Origin of the sequence: Psychromonas sp. SA13A (assembly GCF_011378715.1) — a bacterium.
Classification (GTDB): domain Bacteria; phylum Pseudomonadota; class Gammaproteobacteria; order Enterobacterales; family Psychromonadaceae; genus Psychromonas.
In genome coordinates, this window is the sequence record NZ_WTKU01000002.1 from 127152 (window position 1) to 147078 (window position 19927).

The 19927-nt window shown below is 37.4% G+C and carries 9 protein-coding genes; 6 read left to right on the forward strand and 3 right to left on the reverse strand.

Annotated features, from left to right (window positions below; genetic code table 11):
* Positions 1-7: 7 nt before the first annotated feature.
* Positions 8-457, reverse strand: coding sequence for a cytochrome c (locus GQR44_RS03290; RefSeq protein WP_166369230.1), 450 nt, complete (start codon positions 455-457; stop codon positions 8-10).
* A 488-nt stretch (positions 458-945) separates the two neighbouring features.
* Between GQR44_RS03290 and GQR44_RS03295 the strand changes: the two genes are divergently transcribed.
* Together GQR44_RS03295 and GQR44_RS03300 are read left to right on the forward strand one after the other, a co-directional pair.
* A complete protein-coding gene (locus GQR44_RS03295; protein ID WP_166369232.1) occupies positions 946-1575 on the forward strand; it encodes a hypothetical protein in 630 nt (209 codons plus the stop codon).
* 308 nt (positions 1576-1883) lie between these two features.
* Positions 1884-2567: a YceH family protein gene (locus GQR44_RS03300; protein ID WP_166369234.1), complete on the forward strand. Its 684-nt coding sequence runs from the start codon at positions 1884-1886 to the stop codon at positions 2565-2567.
* A 116-nt stretch (positions 2568-2683) separates the two neighbouring features.
* Here the strand turns inward: GQR44_RS03300 and GQR44_RS03305 are convergent, their stop codons facing one another.
* A complete protein-coding gene (locus tag GQR44_RS03305; RefSeq protein WP_166369236.1) occupies positions 2684-4537 on the reverse strand; it encodes a cation:proton antiporter in 1854 nt (617 codons plus the stop codon).
* 498 nt (positions 4538-5035) lie between these two features.
* Here GQR44_RS03305 and GQR44_RS03310 point away from each other — a divergent pair, with 498 nt between their 5' ends.
* Positions 5036-6514, forward strand: a complete 1479-nt coding sequence (locus GQR44_RS03310) for a GGDEF domain-containing protein (RefSeq protein WP_166369238.1) — start codon at positions 5036-5038, stop codon at positions 6512-6514.
* A 214-nt stretch (positions 6515-6728) separates the two neighbouring features.
* On the opposite strand, the gene acnA is transcribed toward GQR44_RS03310, so the two are convergent.
* Complete coding sequence (gene acnA, locus GQR44_RS03315; RefSeq protein ID WP_166369240.1) at positions 6729-9461, reverse strand: aconitate hydratase AcnA; 2733 nt, start codon at positions 9459-9461, stop codon at positions 6729-6731.
* A 574-nt stretch (positions 9462-10035) separates the two neighbouring features.
* Here acnA and trxC point away from each other — a divergent pair.
* The 3 genes from trxC to GQR44_RS03330 all read left to right on the forward strand — a co-directional run bounded on the left by trxC (position 10036) and on the right by GQR44_RS03330 (position 19925).
* Positions 10036-10467: a thioredoxin TrxC gene (gene trxC, locus GQR44_RS03320; protein WP_166369242.1), complete on the forward strand. Its 432-nt coding sequence runs from the start codon at positions 10036-10038 to the stop codon at positions 10465-10467.
* Between the two features lie 314 nt (positions 10468-10781).
* Positions 10782-11663 (forward strand): helix-turn-helix domain-containing protein, encoded by an 882-nt coding sequence (locus GQR44_RS03325; RefSeq protein ID WP_166369244.1) that lies wholly within the window; start codon positions 10782-10784, stop codon positions 11661-11663.
* A gap of 39 nt (positions 11664-11702) precedes the next feature.
* Positions 11703-19925 carry a type I polyketide synthase gene (locus GQR44_RS03330; RefSeq protein ID WP_166369246.1) on the forward strand — a complete coding sequence of 2741 codons (8223 nt, stop codon included), beginning with the start codon at positions 11703-11705 and terminating at the stop codon, positions 19923-19925.
* The last annotated feature ends 2 nt before the right edge of the window (positions 19926-19927 follow it).

Genomic DNA, 19927 nt, shown 5'->3' on the forward strand with positions numbered 1-19927 from the left:
TCTTACCTTAATCTTCTTTGTAAACTTTGTGGCAGCCTTTACAACTTTTACCTGTATCAACAAAAGCTGCTTTGATGGCATTTTTGTCATTAGATTTAGCGGCGATGGCTAAAGCTGCTGCATTATCTTTAAAAGTATTCATTTTACTATCAAAATCTGCCTTATCCTGCCAAATTTCAGCAAGTGCCGCCGTATCTCCTTTATCTGAACCATCAACAAAAGCTTCATGTGGCAATTTAGATAGTACAGCCACATTTTCAGCACGTATGTTGAATTGGTCTTGATCAAAAGGCTTCTCACCTTTTAACATCGCACCCATTTCACCAAAGTTAAATGAAATTAATCCATAGGCAGCTTGACGATATTTGATTGCGTCTTCTGTTTTTTCAAAATCATTTGCAAATACAGCGGGGATAATCATTGCAGTTGCCGTAATGGCGAGTAATATTTTCTTCATCATCATCTACCTTCACTTATGTTATAGGGGGGACTTTAAAATATTGATATGCAGAGCAGTCATCGCTTGTTTAAGGTATTGTTCTCAACATCATGAATACGCTACTTAATCATTCTATTGAGTATCCATTAAATATGTCAACTATTGAACATAATTTAAGTATTATTTTTTGATAATTTGTCGTATGACTTTAAGTTCACAGTAAGGCAATAGTAAAAGATATCTTATATTTCAGTGTTGTTTTTAAGTTACATTACTTTTTCTTGTAAAATTCATCTCTATTTAATGGCATTTTTTAGAATCATTACAGTTGGACTAACCCGTAAATTGTGACCTTGGCTGTACCTAAGTTATTAATACAGGTGGGATTGTGAGTAATATATTGATTTAAAATATTAGATTGATATCGTTATCAATAAATAGCTATATTTTATACACTTTACTGCCCGTTTGTTTACTCTAATCATTTGCTAAGTTAAAGGCCGATTATGAAACTTTATATTCCATTACTATTATGTTTTTTCTCTCTTCATGTTTCTGCCGCCCAAAAAGGGGTGACGGAAGAAGGTGATGTGGTTATTTTGAATGACGATGGAACTTGGTTTTATGAACAGGATAATGTAACTGAAGAACTCGAAATAGAGATCAATCCTGGGGTATTTAATACACCTAAGACTTCAAATTTTGTTTTAAAAAGTAAAAAAAATAATGCCACCTTTGCAATTAACAGTAAAAAATGGACTTTTGAAAAAAGTTCAAACGATGATGCTGCTATCGAATACAGCTTAACCCTTAAAGCAGGGGATTTGTATGCAAGAGTGATCACTGAACGGATTCAAATTAATACTAAAGAATTAACTGAAATAGCGTTAGATAACGCTAAAGATGTCGCTCCTAATACCAAAGTGATCAAAAAAGAATATCGTATTGTTAATGGCAAAAAAATGATTTATATGGAAATGGTTGGCACCATGAAAGGCATTGACTTTCAATACCTTGGCTATTATTACTCAGATACTTCCGGTTCTACCCAATATGTCACCTTTACCGGCGCGAGTTTAGTGGAAAAATACAGGAATGAGGTTGATGATCTGTTAAATGGTTTTGTTATGGAATAGCCGAATAATGTTTAAAAGTAGAAGAAATCGTAAGTTTATCCCTTGTGATTTCTTGTTCTATTTATCGATTACTATCGTTGAAATAATAACTTAGTTACTTTCAAATATTCATTAAAACGAAAGACCACTTTAAAAATGTTATTTACTCATCATTAATAAATTCTTTTATATAATAATGCTATGCATTTTAATAACTTGGGGACATTATTCCAAGTAATGGTCAAACATGAATTGTTGCCATGCTATTTCCCACTATTATTAGCAGCAACTTCATATCTTAAAATTTAACACTTAAGGAACCCGAGTAGATGGTGACATTAACTGCTTTGCAAATCCGCGTTATTGGAGTGATGCTTGAAAAGGAGAAAACCACACCGGAACAATATCCATTGTCGTTAAACTCATTAACTAATGGCTGTAACCAAAAGAGTAACCGAGATCCTGTTTTAACTCTTTCTGAAACAGAAGTACAAAATGTTGTTGATGAATTAATAGAACTAAATCAATTAATGGTAGATAGCGGAGCACATGGGCGTGTCAATAAATACAAGCATCGCTTCTGCAATACTACCTTTGGTAATTTACAATTAACAGACCAACAAAAGGCAATACTTTGCGTGTTATTTCTTCGTGGTCCTCAGACACCAGGAGAACTGCGCACCAGAACGCAACGTTTGGCTGAGTTTGATAACGTCAGTGAAGTTGAAGCAGCGCTTGAACAATTACTAGTATTAAATGAGCAACCTAAAGTACAAAAATTACCGAGAGAAGCAGGGAAAAGAGAATCGAGGTATATGCATCTCTTTTCTGATCATGAGCATCAACACGATGATCTTGATATACAGCAGGGCACACAATCATTACAGAATAATTTACCGGCAGAAAATGTTGCAGAACAAGATAAACTCGAATCTCGAGTGGTGTTGTTAGAGAAAGAAGTTGAGCAATTAAAAACGCAATTAGCTCAACTTTTTGAGAAAATATCTAACTAAAGTGATCTCGGCGATTAAAGTTAATATAACAATAGAGCCTGTCACTAATCAGTCAGTAGCCTAAGTTTAATTTAGACTAGGCTACTGACGGATTGAAGTGTTTGGGTTAGTTGAGATTACTCTTTTTCATCATTAATATGTTCTTTCATTGCTAATCTCATCTCTTGTTCTAATGATACAAACAACTCAATATAGTTGTTAAATAGATAACTTTCTTTGCCCGCATCATTCCAAGCTTTACGCAAATCTTCATGATGATCTAGTTCCGTTTGATAATAAAGCGATTTAGCCTTTTCCGCTTTCTTTTCATCAAAGCCCAACACTTGTAATGATCTCTTACTCATTTCTAATGCGGTAAAGTAGGACTCTATAAACACGTGATCTGCACCTGCTGCTTCTAAAAGATAACCATGACCACGGTCATAGGCTCGAGCAACAATAGATAAGTGTGGATGAAATTGTTTAACGTGTTTGACTAAATGTAGTATGTTTTCTGGTCCATCAATTGCAATCACTAATAACGATGCTTCTTCAAGGCCTGCCGTATTAAGTAAGCTAGAATCTGTCGCATCACCATAATAAGCATGTATATCAATTTTTCTTACACGGTCAATCATATCTGTTGATTGATCAATCACTGTTGTTTCAAAGCCATTAGCCATGAGTAAGCGATTAATAACTTGTCCAAAACGACCGATCCCTGCAATAACAACTTGTCCTTTTTTATCAATGTTATCAGCTGGTTTTTTCTGCTGTGTCGCAACATATTTTTTAGTGACCACTTTGTCATAGAAAATAAATAGCAGTGGAGTTAAAAACATTGATAGTGTGATAACGGGTGAAAGAATAGCAACCCATTCAGGGGGTAATGCTTGGCTTTGTGATGAGAAACTTAGTACTACAAATCCAAACTCTCCGGCTTGCGCTAGACTCAGGGTTAATAACCAACCATCGGAGTTTTTAATTTTAAAAATAATTGCCAAACTAAGTAACACAGCGGCTTTTATAGCAATCACTGCTATGGTCAAACTACTAATTAATAAAAAATGTTCGGTAATCACTGCGAAACTAATACCTGCGCCCACGGTGATAAAAAATAACCCCAGTAATAATCCCTTAAAAGGCTGAATATTACTTTCTAATTCATGACGAAATTCGCTGTTAGCTAGTACAACGCCTGCTAAAAAGGTACCCAGTGCCGGAGATAAACCAACCACACTCATTAATGCGGAAATCGATATAACCAATAATAAAGCGGTGGCTGTATACAGTTCTCGAAGTCCCGATTTGGCAACCAATGTAAATAAAGGTTTCGAAATATAATGTCCAGCACCCACAATTAGAGCAATGGCAATAATAATGACGCCAGCATACTGCCAACCCGATAAGTGTTCAACTAACGAGATAGCTCCATGGTCTGAGACTAATGAAATGGTTTCTGGCATGCCAAAATAAGCGGGAATAGCTAATAACGGAATAACCGCCAGCATCGGGATAACTGCAATATCTTGAGATAATAAAATAGAAAATGCTGCTTGTCCGCCGTCGGTTTTATTCAGTGATTTCTCTGCGAAACTTTGCATAACAATCGCAGTTGATGATAATGAAAAGATAAGGGCAACTACCAAAGAAGGTTGCCATGGAAAGTCAAATGCAATGCCGAGTGAGGTGATAATGAGGGTTGTAAGACCAATTTGTAATCCCCCTAAACCAATCAGCCGACTTTTCATATTCCATAACGCTTTTGGTGAAAGCTCCAACCCGACGATAAAGAGCATCATCACGACACCAAATTCAGCAAAATGCTGGATAGTATTTGTCTCTTCGCCTGCTAAACCTGTAATGGGGCCTATGATTACTCCTGCACTGAGATAACCAAGTACCGATCCCAATCCATATCTTTTTGCTAAGAGTACGCATATTACCGCGACGAGAAGATACAGAGCTGCTTGAATAAAATATATTGTCATAATGTCAATTCTTTAAGTTGAAAGAGAGTGAGCGATATAAATTGCTCTTATTTTCTTTTAGCAATATTAATAATATAAAACGCTGATGTTTGTGATGATTAAGCATTACTGTTAATTTAGATAACTGTCAATTTAGATCGCTATCAATTTAGCTAATATGGTTTTATATAATGATTTTTATCATAGTAATCTAATCAAAAAATAACTAATAATAATTATCTTAAATTTTTTAATATTTGGCAGTATCGAAAATAGCTTAAATTTAAGTTGATGATGCAATTAAATTATTGATGTAATTAAGTTTTTAGCTTGACTATATATAATATATGTCAACTTTATAAGATAATTCTCAAATATTATAGCCTTGTCTACTTTTTCCCTTTTAATCATATGTTTTCAACAAATAACATAATTAAAAATTGACTATTTAGCTATACTGTTTTTGAATATTCAATTAATAAATAATAATTGAATCAGTAATTTAAAGGACTTAAATTCATGGCTTCATCGGTAGCACTACTGCAACTGTTTCAACAGTTATTCAAGCGTCATTTTCGACAGGACAAAACGTTTGATAATTATCAGTATACATTTTTAAAGAATTTTCAAGTTATCTCCAACGATGAAGATCGTAGTACTCTTTTTAATGAATGTAATAAGCAGCTATCGTTGGTTCCCAATACTTTAGAAGAAAAATTATCTGAAGGTCGATTCATTACACGCCATTCAATGCGACAATTGCAGCAAGTTACCTCGTTATCAAATTCAATTAAAAAGAAACTTAATGATATGCAAAATAACACTGCCTATAGTGTTGTTGAACATCAGGTTGAGTTAAATGACTTGATCAAAATTTATCAAAGTGCAGTGATTGAATTGAGTCAATGCTCTATGCAATCTGATTGTGATAATAAAAATGATGTCGCCTTTATCAACAAAGAGCTACAACAAGTGATCCTTGAATTGGATATAGATGAGTCTTACGTTAAAGACCTGGAAAAACTTAGAATTAAGATTTGTAATGAAGATGATCATTTCCAACTGCCATATCATTGTTTACAAGTGATTAAACTGATTATTAAAAGTACACGTGAAGAGCGAACTGCTTCTCGGCATTTTTTGTATATGTTAAATGATAATTTAAGTGAGTTTTATTCAAACTTTAGTAGGACATTAAGTAGTACTGAGGCAGGGTTTGTTCAACAAAAAGAAACTTTTATCTCCATTGAGTCAAATGCTCAACTATTAAAACAACAAAGTGAAGAGATACAAGATTTAGAACATTTACGTGCACACATTAAAAACTATGTGAGTGAAGTACAGCATGTTATTACCGCACAAGAAAAAAAGAAGGAGCAAAAGTTCCGACATAAATTTCAAAGTATGGTGAGACAAATTAAAAAATTACAAAATGAAACACAGAGTTATCAAAAAACACTTAAGCAGCAAAATAAACAATTACATGTGGATTTTTTAACAAAAATTCCTAATCGAGCAGCTTGGAGTGAACGACTAGAAATAGAAATGCTGCGTTTTAAAACCTACCAAAAACGTCTTAATATTGCGATTATTGATATTGATAATTTTAAAGAAATTAATGATAATTTTGGTCATTTAGCGGGTGATAAAGTGCTTCATGTTATTGCACAAACGTTACAAAAATCAATTCGAAAAAATGACTATATTGCCCGTTTTGGTGGCGAAGAGTTTGCACTATTACTACCCGAAATTACCGAACAACAATCTGCTTATGTATTAAATAAATTACGAGAACAAATTAAGAATATTCCCTTTAAATTTAAAAATGATCAGCTATCGATCACTGTCTCAATCGGTTATACATCATTTTGTAAATCTGATGATGCTGATCTCGCTTTTGAGCGTGCTGATAATGCATTATATCAAGCTAAGCATCAGGGTAGGGACCAAGTTGTGTTGGGAGAACCCAATATAACGGCATTTGATAAAACTCAATAAACCTATTTATAGTTAACCTCAGATCTGGATAAGCAAAGCGATACAAGACCGTTATTAACCAATAAGTAAACCTCATACGAGGTCGCTTGTTTTGCTGGTTAATCTTTTGGCTAATCAATTTTTTAACTGGTTAAGTGTTTAGCTGCTAAGCAATAAGCAGCTAAACAAGTCTCTTTTAAAACACTTACAAATTCACTACTTCAATATTAACCCTCTAAACAGATAAGTTACGAAGTACGTAGTGTAAGATGCCACCGTGTTGATAATAGCTAAACTCATTCGGTGTATCTATTCGAATACGTGCTTCAAAGCTTCGAGAACTTCCATCTTCAGCAGTGGCTGTCACTTGCACCGTTTTTTGTCCTGCACTGACCGCCGGAATAGTAAATTGTTCTTCACCCGTTAATGCTAATGAATCAGCGCTATCGTTTTCCATAAATTGTAAAGGCAATATACCCATTCCAACTAGATTAGAACGATGTATGCGTTCGTAACTTTGTGCGATAACTGCTTTAACGCCTAATAACGCAGGCCCTTTCGCCGCCCAATCACGTGAACTACCCGTGCCGTACTCTTTACCCGCTAACACAATGGAAGCAATGTTATGTTGTTGATATTGCATAGCAGCATCAAATACACTCATTTGTTCACCAGATGGCATCATGCGCGTCCAACAGCCTTCGGTACCCGGAGCCAATAAATTACGTAAACGTACATTAGCAAAAGTGCCTCGCATCATGACTTCGTGATTACCGCGTCTAGAACCATAGGAGTTAAAATCTTTTGCAGCTACACCTTCGCTTTCTAAGTAGGCTGCGGCAGGGCTATCAAGTGCAATAGAGCCCGCTGGGGATATGTGGTCTGTGGTGACACTATCACCTAGTTTTAATAAACAACGTGCATTATTAATATCGGTAATCTCTGGTACTTGGGCACTAATATTAGCAAAGAAAGGTGGGAGTTTAACGTAGGTTGAATCTGGCCAATCATATTTTTGGCTTTGTACAACGTCCAATGCTTGCCAATCTTTATTACCACTATAAACATCAGCATAACGGGATATAAACATTGAGCTATCAATGACTTTTTCCATCATCTGTTTTATTTCGTTATTATCTGGCCAAATATCTTTTAAGTAAACCGGCTTGCCATTGCTATCATTGCCCAAAGGTTCGGTAGTAATGTCTATTTGCATATTACCTGCCAATGCATAGGCAACCACTAAAGGCGGTGACGCTAAATAATTAGCTTGAATTTCGGGGTGGATACGTCCTTCAAAGTTACGGTTTCCTGATAATACGGAAGTAACGGATAAATCCCCTTGATGTATTGCGTCACTAATTTCAGTTGGTAAAGGACCTGAGTTACCAATACAGGTGGTACAGCCATAGCCTACTAATTGAAATCCGAGCGCATCTAGATCTTCATTTAAACCAGCTTTTGCTAAATAATCGGTGACTACTTGTGAACCCGGTGCCAAGCTAGTTTTAACCCAAGGTTTAACATTTAACCCAAGTTGTCTCGCTTTTCTTGCTAATAAACCCGCTGCAATTAATACCGATGGATTGGAAGTATTAGTACAACTAGTTATTGCTGCAATGACGACAGAGCCATGTTTTAAAATAAAGTCTTCACCATTATATTGACAAGCAACACCTGCACCACCATCGCTTGAAGGTAGTATAGTGGATGCTTGTCCTCCTTCACTTTCAAAACCACTTTTTGCTTGATCAGGAGCTGCTTGTTGTGGTCCTTTTTGTAATGCTAACCAATCACGATAGGCTGAGCCCGCTTGGTCCAGTGATATTCTGTCTTGAGGTCTTTTAGGGCCTGCAATAGAAGGGACGACTTGATCAAGTTGTAATGATAATCTGCTATGATAAACCGCATTTTTTTGCGACTCTACACCCCACATGTCCATGGCTTTTAAATAACCCTCAACTTGTGCAATATCTTTACTGCTACGACCGGTTAATTTTAAATAATCAATGGTTTGATGATCGATAGGGAAAATACCACAGGTAGCTCCATATTCCGGTGCCATATTGGCAATGGTTGCTCTATCAGCCAAAGTTAATTGATTGACTCCTTCACCAAAAAACTCAACAAATTTACCCACTACACCTGCAGCACGTAGCTGTTCAGTTACCGTTAATACGAGATCCGTTGCCGTCGTCCCCGCGGGTAATTTTCCGGTTAATTCAAATCCTACAATTTCAGGCAATAACATGGTGACGGGTTGGCCTAACATAGCGGCTTCAGCTTCAATGCCTCCCACTCCCCAACCCAAAACACCAAGACCATTGATCATGGTGGTATGTGAGTCTGTGCCAACTAAAGTATCAGGATAGAGTAAATTATTTTGTTCGGAATCTTTAAACACAACGCGCGCTAAATATTCGAGATTGACTTGATGTACGATACCGCGACCTGGAGGGACAACTTTAAAATTATCAAAGCTTTGTTGACCCCAACGTAAGAACTTATAACGTTCGCCATTACGTTGAAATTCCATGGCTGTATTTTGCTGTAAAGCATCGGCTTGGCCGTAGACATCTACCATTACTGAGTGGTCAATAACTAGTTCTACTGGATTCAGCGGATTGATCTTATCTGCTTTCCCGCCCATTTTTACAATCGCATCTCGCATCGCTGCTAAATCTACAACGGCAGGTACCCCTGTAAAATCTTGAAGCACAACACGAGAAGGAACAAAAGCGATTTCAGTATCTTGCCAGTTATCTACATCCCATTTTGCTAACGTTTCAATATCCTCTGGTTGCACAAAATCACGATCTGCATGGCGCAGTAGATTCTCTAATAAGATTTTAGCGGAAAAGGGTAAACGCGAAAGGTCATACTTATCTTGCAAAGCATCAAAACTATAATAGTTATAAATGCTATCGTTAATTTGAAGTTGTTTTAAAGATTGTATCGATGTGGCCATGAGTAGTTCTCCATTAAAATTACATTTGATGAATAACGCTAAGTACAATAAACATACACTATCATATTCCACAATAAAATTAAGGGGGTAGCAGAAATCTGATAAACATCAATGAAATATACTTCACAAAAATTGTAATTGAGATCACTCGTTAGTATTTTGAACCAAAAATAAGCAAGTGGTGAGATGAACATGCTCAGCACCAAAATAAAGAGTTATCGAATATAAACAGGTGAGTTGAAACTCGTTTTTAGTCGCCTTTAGATTTTGCTTGATAAATGTTCAACAATATTTTTGAATAAAGCGAGATAACACTTATTTTTGACTTAATTGTCTGCTCTACTATATTGGTCTCTTTAAACCTAGGTTTATTTTAAGTAGCATTGATTCTATGGAGTAGTTTTAAATAAATAATTTAATAAAACACTTATAAATAAAGTATTAAATGAACGAAGAAATTGAGAATAAGAATAAGAATAAGAGAAAGATATAAAAATATAAATTATCTATTTTTAAAAAATAGTGCATGCAAAGAAATAGATTTTGATCCATCGACTTAAAAGAGAACATAATAATGAATACAATCACTTCTAGATGCCCACATTGCCATTCAATGAATCGTTTACCCATTGATCGAATTGACGCTAACCCGAGCTGCGGGCGTTGTAAAAAAGATTTATTACAAGGTGCCCCTGTTGAAGGTACCGATGCTAATTTAGCAGCGTTGATTAATAGTGAAAAGCCGGTAGTCGTTGATTTTTGGGCCCCTTGGTGTGGTCCATGTATTAACTTTGCGCCAACATTTACTGAAGTTGCAAAACAGCAAACGTCGGTTTTATTTGTGAAAGTAGATACCGAAGACCAACAACAATTAGGGGCAAAATATAATATACGCAGTATTCCTACTTTAATGGTCTTTAAGCAGGGAAAAATGGTTGATACATTGAATGGTGCATTGCCCGCGGCACAATTCAAAACTTGGTTAGCACAGGCTTTACTTAAATAGTTAATAGCGTTTTGAAAAGCCTATAACCTTGAAAAGTCGTACTCATGTTTCAGACTATCTTGGTATATCTTGGTATATCTTGGTATGGGGTATAGGTTAAAGGCTATAGTTTATAAGTTATAAATAGAAGGCTAATCTTTATTGACTATTTTGAATCTATTCACCATGCAGAAATTAATGATTAACAATTCTGTGATCTCGATAAAAAATTGTGTGTTTGCACAGACTATAAACAATTATAAGTATCGGTTGATTGTATAGGGGTTGATACCTGTGTATATTAGCGATACTTTTTCGTTTTAGTGAATCATCTATTGAGCGCCAAACAGCATAAAAACGCTACTACTACCCCTGAAATCCGAGCTTTTATTCGAGCATCAGAACTGCCTACGGCGGTATTAGCTCGTCTTCTGAAAATATCTGAATCTACGGTACGTAAATGGCGTCAACGCGATACGCTTGAAGATGCTTCACATGTCCCAAAAAACTCAAAAACAACACTTACCTTGCAACAACAATATATCGTAGTGCAATTACGTACTAGATTAATGTTGTCGCTTGATCATCTGTTACAAGTCTGTCGCCAATTCATTAATGAAAACACTTCTCGTGCTGGATTACAGCGATGTTTAAAACGCCATGGTGTTTCTAAATTAGCTGATATCGATCCTGCTGGTGAATTGATTAAGTTAGAACAGCAAGTCACCGTTGCGATTCAAGACAATAACTCAGATGAAGTGATGAGTTCTGTGGTTAACCCTCAGGCTATGTTGGATGTATTAAATCAATTACGCTTGGAAGATGCCGACAGCCTAAAAAGCAGTAAACTGGCAGACCAAGCAAGAAATTCAAATACTCGTCATTTAAGCTATTCAGATGTAGTACAAGTGAGTGTGACAACCTTGCCTGATCTTTATACAAAACCGAATAATGCATCGAATAAAACATTAAATAAATCATTGAATAAAACAAAGCAAAAAAATATTGCCAATCAAGATAACCAACCGCGTTTGTTAATTGCACATGACCTAGAGAGTGAATGGGTTTATGTAGATTTATATCAAGACGATGAAGCCGATGCTGCAAGACGCTATATGAAGTATGTTTTGCGCCATGCGCCGTTCCATATCCGCCGTTTATTAGCGGCAAATTATAATGAATTTTTAAGCCGATTTCATTTGTTAAGCGAACAGTAAACGCTTAGCAAATTAATAGTAATGCTATTGGAGAAAACAATGTCAAAAAAGCAAACCACAAACCCAGCGTCGGATAAGCGACTCAACTCTCGCTTGCAAGAAACGCCGATTGCAATTGTTGGTATGGCTTCGGTTTTTGCTGAGAGTAAAAACCTTGGACAATTTTGGGATACTATCGTTAATTCTGTGAATGGCATTCAAGATGTGCCAGAGGACAGATGGGCTATCGATGATTATTATTCTGCCGATAAAAAAGAAGCGGATAAAAGTTATTGTAAACGCGGCGCTTTTTTACCCGAGATTGATTTTGATCCAATGGAATTTGGTTTACCACCGAACTTATTAGAATTAACAGATATTACACAGTTAATGGCTTTAGTGGTTGCGCGTGATGTATTAGCTGATGCCGGTGTCAGTGAAGAAAGCAGTTTTGACCGTGATAAAATGGGCATTGTATTAGGAGTAGGTGGTGGCCAAAAACAAGGTGGACAATTAATGTCTCGCCTACAAGGCCCCGTACTTGAGAAAGTTTTAAAAGCTTCAGGCCTTAGTCAAGATGATACACAAGTTATCGTGGATAAATTTAAGAAGGCTTATATTCCCTGGGAAGAAAATTCGTTCCCCGGTATGTTAGGTAACGTTATTGCTGGACGTATCGCGAATCGTTTTAATTTTGGTGGTACTAACTGTGTGGTTGATGCTGCTTGTGCGGGTTCTTTATCTGCGATCAAAATGGCGGTTTCAGATTTATTAGAATACCGCTCAGATATGATGTTATCAGGTGGTATTTGCTGCGATAACTCACCATTCATGTACATGTCATTTTCTAAAACTCCTGCTTTTACCGACGGAGATTGTATTCGTCCTTTTGATGATAAATCGAACGGAATGATGATCGGTGAAGGGGTAGGGATGATCGCTCTAAAACGTTTAGAAGATGCTGAACGTGACGGTGACCGAATCTATTCTGTTATTAAAGGTATTGGTAGTTCATCCGATGGTAAATTTAAATCTATTTATGCTCCTCGTCCAGAAGGACAATTAAAAGCATTAAAACGTGCCTATCAAGATGCCGGTTTTGACCCAAAAACCTGTGGCTTAATTGAAGCTCATGGCACTGGCACTAAAGCGGGCGATGCAGCAGAGTTTAGAGGCTTAGAGTTATTATTTAGTGAAAATAACGATCAAAAACAGCACGTTGCCCTTGGTTCTGTTAAGTCTCAAGTGGGACATACTAAAGCGGCTGCAGGCGCGGCGGGTTTAATCAAAGCATCACTCGCTTTACATCATAAGGTGTTACCAGCCACTATTAATGTAGATAAACCAAATCAAAATTTAGATATTGAAAATACACCTTTGTATATTAATACTGAAACTAGACCTTGGATGCAACGTGCTGATGGCGCTAAGCGTCAAGCGGGTATTAGCTCATTTGGCTTTGGCGGCACTAATTTTCATTTAGTGTTAGAAGAATATACACAAAACCAACAAGGTGCATATCGATTAAATGAGGTTGCACAGACGTTGTTATTTGCTGCCGATAATAAACAGTCTTTACTTAACACATTAAAAACTGAATTAGCTTCTTTGCAGGTAGACCCTGAACAACAACCCTATGCGCTTAATCAGTTGATCCTTTCGTATCCGATTAAGAAAGTAGCAGAAAAACAAGCTCGCTGTGGTTTTGTCGCCAAGGGAGTTGAGCAAACAATTAAGCTGTTGCAACAGCTAATCACTCAATTAACCACTGATCAAAATAGTGAATGGTCAACACCGACTGGCCTTTATTATCGTGAGCAGGCGATGCCAACTAATGGCAAAGTAGTGGCTTTATTCTCTGGTCAAGGTTCTCAGTATGTCAATATGGGCCGTGAGTTGGTTTGTCATTTTCCAAGCATGATGGCTAGTCAAGTGCACATTGACCAGCAATTCCATCAAGCAGGTGAGACAAGTTTATCTCAGTTTGTGTATCCTATTCCCGTATTTGATCAACAAAAACGCGATCAACAGGAATTAGCGTTAAGAGCGACACAATACGCACAACCTGCCATTGGTAGCTTATCTGTTGGTTTATTCAATACCTTTAAACAAGCTGGATTTAAAGCAGATTTTGCCGCAGGACATAGTTTTGGTGAGTTGACTGCATTATGGGCTGCAGAAGTTATATCTGAAGCTGACTTTATGAAATTAGCGAAGGCGCGCGGGCAAGCTATGTCGGCACCTGATAACAATACACAAAATAGTGAAGCATTTGACCCTGGCACTATGGCGGCAGTGATTGGAAATATAAGCGATATTGAATCAAACATTGAAGCGATTGAAGGGGTGGAAATTGCCAATTATAACGCAAATAATCAAGCTGTTATTGCAGGTACAACCGACGCGATAGCAATCGCGACAACGCAATTAACTGACAGTGGTTTTAAAGTCATCGCATTACCGGTTTCTGCTGCATTTCATACACCGCTAGTAGGCCACGCGCAGCAACCTTTTGCTGAAGCTATTGATGGGGTTAAGTTTAACAAACCTAAGATCGCAGTGTATTCAAATGCAACGGGTGAAGCGCACAGTGATGATCATAATCAGATCAAGTCTGCACTAAAAGAACATATTTTACAGTCAGTACAATTCAGTAAAGAGATTAATAATTTGTATGATGCTGGTGGGCGCATATTTGTTGAGTTTGGTCCTAAAAATGTATTAACACGATTAGTTGATAACATTTTAGGCGATAAAAATGATGTCGTAACCATTGCAACCAATAACAATCCTAAGCAGTGTTCAGATTTACAATTACGCTTAGCTGCCGTGCAAATGGCCGTGCTTGGACTTGAACTGGATAATATTGACCCATACTCTGCGGTAGTACGCCCTACAATAGCACCTAAAAAGTCACCACTAGCAATGAAGCTTTCTGGTGCATCTTATGTCAGCAATAAAACTAAAAAAGCCTTCCAAGATGAATTAACAGATGGTTGGAAAGTAGCACAGGCAGTACCTTTGTCTGAACCACAAATTAAAGAAGTTATTGTTGAAAAAATAGTTGAAAAGGTTGTCGAAAAAATAGTCTACGTAGACAGTCAAGGTAAGCGTTTAGCTGATCAAACGGGCGCCAATATTCAAGACCAAGCTAGTGCTCATTTAGCTACTAATGCTATTAATCGCATTAGTAATAATCAACAACAATTAGCTTCTAGTATTGAAAGCAGCGTAGAGCAGTTTGTTAAACATCAATCACAACTTCTCTCTGTGCACCAAGCTTATTTAGAAGGGCCGAATCAATACGCGGATACGTTTAAAACAGTACTTGCTGCGCAAGCAGGGCAACAAAAATTACCTGACGGGTTAGATAAAACACTTGCTATGTACCATGACTTCCAGACGGAAACGTTGCGTGTACACGAAACTTATTTAAACAATCAAACCGACAATATGCAGCAAATGTTGAATAATGTGTCGGCGGTTGAAGTGAGTGAAAACAGAACAACAAACTCTGTATCTAACTTAAAAAATCCTATGTATAACGTAACAGATTCGGCAACGGCAAGGTCTACTGATAAGCTTCAACCTGAAATGCAAGCTAATCAATTCCAAAGTAGTCAAAAGGAAAGTGTTGCGGCAAATGCTAATACAAATATCAGCACAGCCAATGATCTTGATTTACAACAACAACTAAAAGTAACACATGCAACGATTCAGTCTCAGCAAGTTAAACAACCTGCCAACGTAATAGCAGTCACTGAGACAAAGGCGGATGCTCAAGCTATTGAAAGCATTATGTTGAATGTAGTCGCTGACAAAACCGGTTATCCCACTGAAATGTTAGAGCTAAGCATGGATATGGAAGCAGATCTGGGCATTGATTCAATTAAACGTGTTGAGATCTTAGGCGCAGTGCAAGATCAGGTCACTGACTTACCGGAATTAGATGCTGAGCAGTTATCACAAATGCGTACCCTAGCGGAAATTGTTAACTATATGCACTCAGTGGTGGTAGTAAATCCAATGAGAGAGATCGTTGCTTCGGCTACTGCAATACAGGTCGAAACAGCGAAAGTTGATAACAATACTTCCTTGAATCTCAATGATATTGAAAAAGTGATGCTTAACGTGGTGGCGGATAAAACCGGTTACCCAACAGAAATGCTAGAACTGAGCATGGATATGGAAGCAGATCTTGGCATTGATTCAATCAAGCGTGTTGAGATCTTAGGGGCTGTACAGGATGAAATAGCTAATTTACCAGAGTTAGATGCTGAGCAATTATCGCAAATGCGTACCCTAGATGAAATTGTTGCTTATATGCATTCAGTGGTGATAGTAAATCCAATGAGTGAGGTCGTTGCTTCGGCTACTGCAATACAGGTCGAAACAGCGAAAGTTGATAACAATACTTCCCTGAATCTCAATGATATTGAAAAAGTGATGCTTAACGTGGTGGCGGATAAAACCGGTTACCCAACAGAAATGCTAGAACTGAGCATGGATATGGAAGCAGATCTTGGCATTGATTCAATCAAGCGTGTTGAGATCTTAGGGGCTGTACAGGATGAAATAGCTGATTTACCAGAGTTAGATGCTGAGCAATTATCTCAAATGCGTACCCTAGATGAAATTGTTGCTTATATGCATTCAGTGGTGATGGTAAATCCAATGAGTGAGGTCGTTGCTTTGGCTACTGAAATACAGCTCGAAACAGAAAAAGTTGCTAACAATAACGCTTTGAACCTCAATGATATTGAAACAGTCATGCTTAGTGTGGTGGCTGACAAAACCGGCTATCCCGTTGAAATGCTTGAATTAACCATGGATATGGAAGCGGATCTAGGCATTGACTCAATCAAGCGTGTAGAGATCTTAGGCGCGGTGCAAGATAAAATTGTTGATTTGCCAGAGTTAGATGCTGAACAGTTATCTCAAATGCGTACTTTAGCTGAAATTGTGAATTATATGCATTCAGTGGTGATAGTAAACCCAGTGGTTGACGTCGTAGCTTCGACACCAGTTGTTACTGCCACACAAGTTGAAATAGCTAAAGTTACCAGCAAAAATTCCTTGAACCTTAATGATATTGAAAAAGTCATGCTTAGCGTGGTAGCGGATAAAACCGGCTACCCAACAGAAATGCTAGAACTAACCATGGATATGGAAGCGGATCTCGGCATTGATTCAATCAAGCGAGTTGAGATCTTAGGCGCGGTGCAAGATGAAATTGTTGATTTGCCAGAGTTAGATGCTGAACAGTTATCGCAAATGCGTACTTTAGCTGAAATTGTGAATTATATGCATTCAGTGGTGACAGTAAACCCCATGACTGACGTTGAAGTTTCAACACCAGTTGTTATAGCCACACAAGTTGAAACAGCGAAAGCTACCAGTAATAATTCCTTGAACCTCAATGACATTGAAAAAGTCATGTTAAATGTGGTCGCTGATAAAACCGGCTATCCCGTTGAAATGCTCGAATTAACCATGGATATGGAAGCTGATTTAGGTATTGATTCTATCAAACGTGTAGAAATTCTAGGGGCTGTGCAGGATGAGATAACTGACTTACCGGAGTTAGATGCTGAGCAATTATCACAAATGCGTACCTTAGATGAAATTATACAATACATGCATAGCGTTCAATCGAGTGCGATAGTATTGCCTGTTTTAAATGCAGAAATTAGCCCTGAAAAACCATTGGTTTTAGAAAATGCGGCGACAGAAAATAATTTGGAAATCAATTATGTTATTGATCCATCTCCTAGTGCGACGGTAGAAATAAAAAAGCTTGCAACACTTGAGTGTATTAACTCAAGTGTTGATAACAAGAATCTTCTATTAGTTAATGATGGTTTAAATAGCTGTGTATTGATTGCCAATGAGTTATCTACATTAGGTTGGAATGTAAGTGTACTGACACCTGCTTGGGTGGTAGAGAAAATGACTAAGTCCTTTGATCAGAACATTGAGCGTTTGGTTTTACCTGAACTTTGTGAAAACACATTACACACATTATTAGAATCAAAGGAACAGTGGCAGTCGGTTATTTATCTGCATCCTAAAACAGCAGTTGAAGGGATTAGCTTTACAGAGGATCATAAAAAAGGATTACAGTTAGCCTTTCTGTTAGCGAAGTTAAGTAAACTTAACAAAATAAATAACGATGACCGTGTATCATTTTTGGTGTTAACACGCCAAGGTGGTGATTTTGCAACGAATAATATCGAACAAAAAGCGGATCTTGTGCAAGGTGGATTAGCTGGTTTAGTGAAAACAATCGCCCATGAGTGGGATAATGTGTTTTGCCGTATTGTTGATATTCCTAGTAAATATGCTGCTAATAAAGTTACCAAGATAGTTGTCGGTGAACTCAATGACAAACAAATATTACCGGTTGAAGTTGGCTTTAATGAACAGGGGCGCCTTTCACTAGTCGCCAAAAGTACCGACAGTTATCAATTACAAAGTGATAATAAGTTAGATGAGAATAGTGTTTTCTTAGTGAGTGGCGGTGCTAAAGGAGTGACAGCACATTGTGTCATTGAAATTGCTAAACAATACCAGTGTAAATTTATTTTACTAGGGCGCTCAAGTTATCAGGCTAAAGAAGATGATTGGTCACTTAGTTATGTCACTGAGAGCGAATTAAAAAAAGCTGCTATGAAACATTTGCTCAATACAGGTGAAAAACCAAGCCCTAAGTTGATTAAACAGTTGATCGGGCCGGTACTCGCTAATCGAGAAATAACACAAACCTTACAGAGCATTGAAGCTTTCGGAGGTATTGCTGAATACGTTAGCGCGGATGTTTGCGACCAAGAAAACCTTAAAGCAGTGATTCAACCAATTTGTGATTTGTGGGGACCGATTACGGGTGTTATACATGGCGCCGGTGTACTAGCAGATAAATTTATTGAACAAAAAACATTAGCCGAATTTGATCAGGTATATAACACTAAAATTCAAGGGTTGAATGCATTGTTAGCTTGTTGTGAGTTAAGCACATTACAACATTTAGTGTTATTTTCTTCTGCAGCGGGCTTTTATGGTAACCCTGGTCAATCTGATTACGCGATTGCGAATGAAATCCTTAATAAAGTAGCTTACCGTTTTAAAGATTTATATCCAGCGGCGCAGGTGCTTAGTTTCAATTGGGGACCTTGGAATGGTGGTATGGTTACAGCAGAGTTGAAACGTATGTTCGACGAGCGTGGTGTATACATTATTCCTATTCAATCGGGGGCTACATTACTGGCCAGCGAGTTGGCGGCTAATAGCAATCGTTGTGTGCAAATTGTAGTCGGTACTGATATGTCTGGTAATCATGATGCTTTAGATACGAATGATACGGCTGCTAAGCATAATTTGTCTACTCAAGAATGGGCGTTAGAGGGGAATAATCAAACATTAATCGGTGTTAACAAAGTCGTGACAAAAACCTTTAATCCCGATAATAGTTTATTGATTGCAGATCATAAAATTGATGGTCAGCAAGTATTACCTACTGTGTGCGCGATGGCTTGGATGCGTTCAACTTGTGAAGCCTTGTATCCTGATTATTCTTATCAAAGTATTGAACACTTTAAGTTGTTAAAAGGTGTTGTTTTTGATGGTAAACAATCGATACATTACTTGATTAATACAACCGTGATCAGTGAGTCTGATTCTTCCATTGCTATTGAAGTAGTGGTTAGTAGTGAAAAAGAACCCACTAAATCATTTTATCATTATCGTGCCGTATTGAATTTGATTAAACCTGGTTATCAACAAAATGCGGAGCAAATAATGTATCAAGGTATTTTACCGCAGCGAGTAAGCAAGCAGTCTGCACAAGCTAACGCTTTGTATTCAGACGGTAGTTTATTCCATGGTGAGAGTTTACAGGGTATTAAACATGTCCATCAATTAGATGAATCTGGTTTATTAATCGAATGTGTTATTGAACCTTCAGCGCTGTCTGCACAAGGTGAATTTTTATTAGCTGACAATAATGTGTTAGCCAATGATCTGGTATATCAAGCTCTGTTAGTGTGGACAAGTAAAATAATGGATGCCGGTAGTTTGCCAACGAGCACTGAGCAATGGCAGTTATTTCGAGATGTAAAAGTAGGTGAAGATTTCTTTATAAAATTGACGATCACTAAACAATCGGGACAGTCGGTGATTGGCGATCTTTTATTGATTGATCAAAATAATCGAGTGATTAGTAAAATAAGCGCAGCAGAAGTCACCTGTAGCGCAAGTTTACGTGAGTTATTTAAGGCTAGCGCTTAATA

What these genes read in the sequence shown, in the direction of transcription:
- GQR44_RS03290 (WP_166369230.1), bottom strand. Translation starts at nt 457, where the DNA reads ATGAAGAAAATATTACTCGCCATTACGGCAACTGCAATGATTATCCCC.
- GQR44_RS03330 (WP_166369246.1), top strand. Translation starts at nt 11,703, where the DNA reads ATGTCAAAAAAGCAAACCACAAACCCAGCGTCGGATAAGCGACTCAAC.
- trxC (WP_166369242.1), top strand. Translation starts at nt 10,036, where the DNA reads ATGAATACAATCACTTCTAGATGCCCACATTGCCATTCAATGAATCGT.
- acnA (WP_166369240.1), bottom strand. Translation starts at nt 9,461, where the DNA reads ATGGCCACATCGATACAATCTTTAAAACAACTTCAAATTAACGATAGC.
- GQR44_RS03300 (WP_166369234.1), top strand. Translation starts at nt 1,884, where the DNA reads ATGGTGACATTAACTGCTTTGCAAATCCGCGTTATTGGAGTGATGCTT.
- GQR44_RS03305 (WP_166369236.1), bottom strand. Translation starts at nt 4,537, where the DNA reads ATGACAATATATTTTATTCAAGCAGCTCTGTATCTTCTCGTCGCGGTA.
- GQR44_RS03310 (WP_166369238.1), top strand. Translation starts at nt 5,036, where the DNA reads ATGGCTTCATCGGTAGCACTACTGCAACTGTTTCAACAGTTATTCAAG.
- GQR44_RS03295 (WP_166369232.1), top strand. Translation starts at nt 946, where the DNA reads ATGAAACTTTATATTCCATTACTATTATGTTTTTTCTCTCTTCATGTT.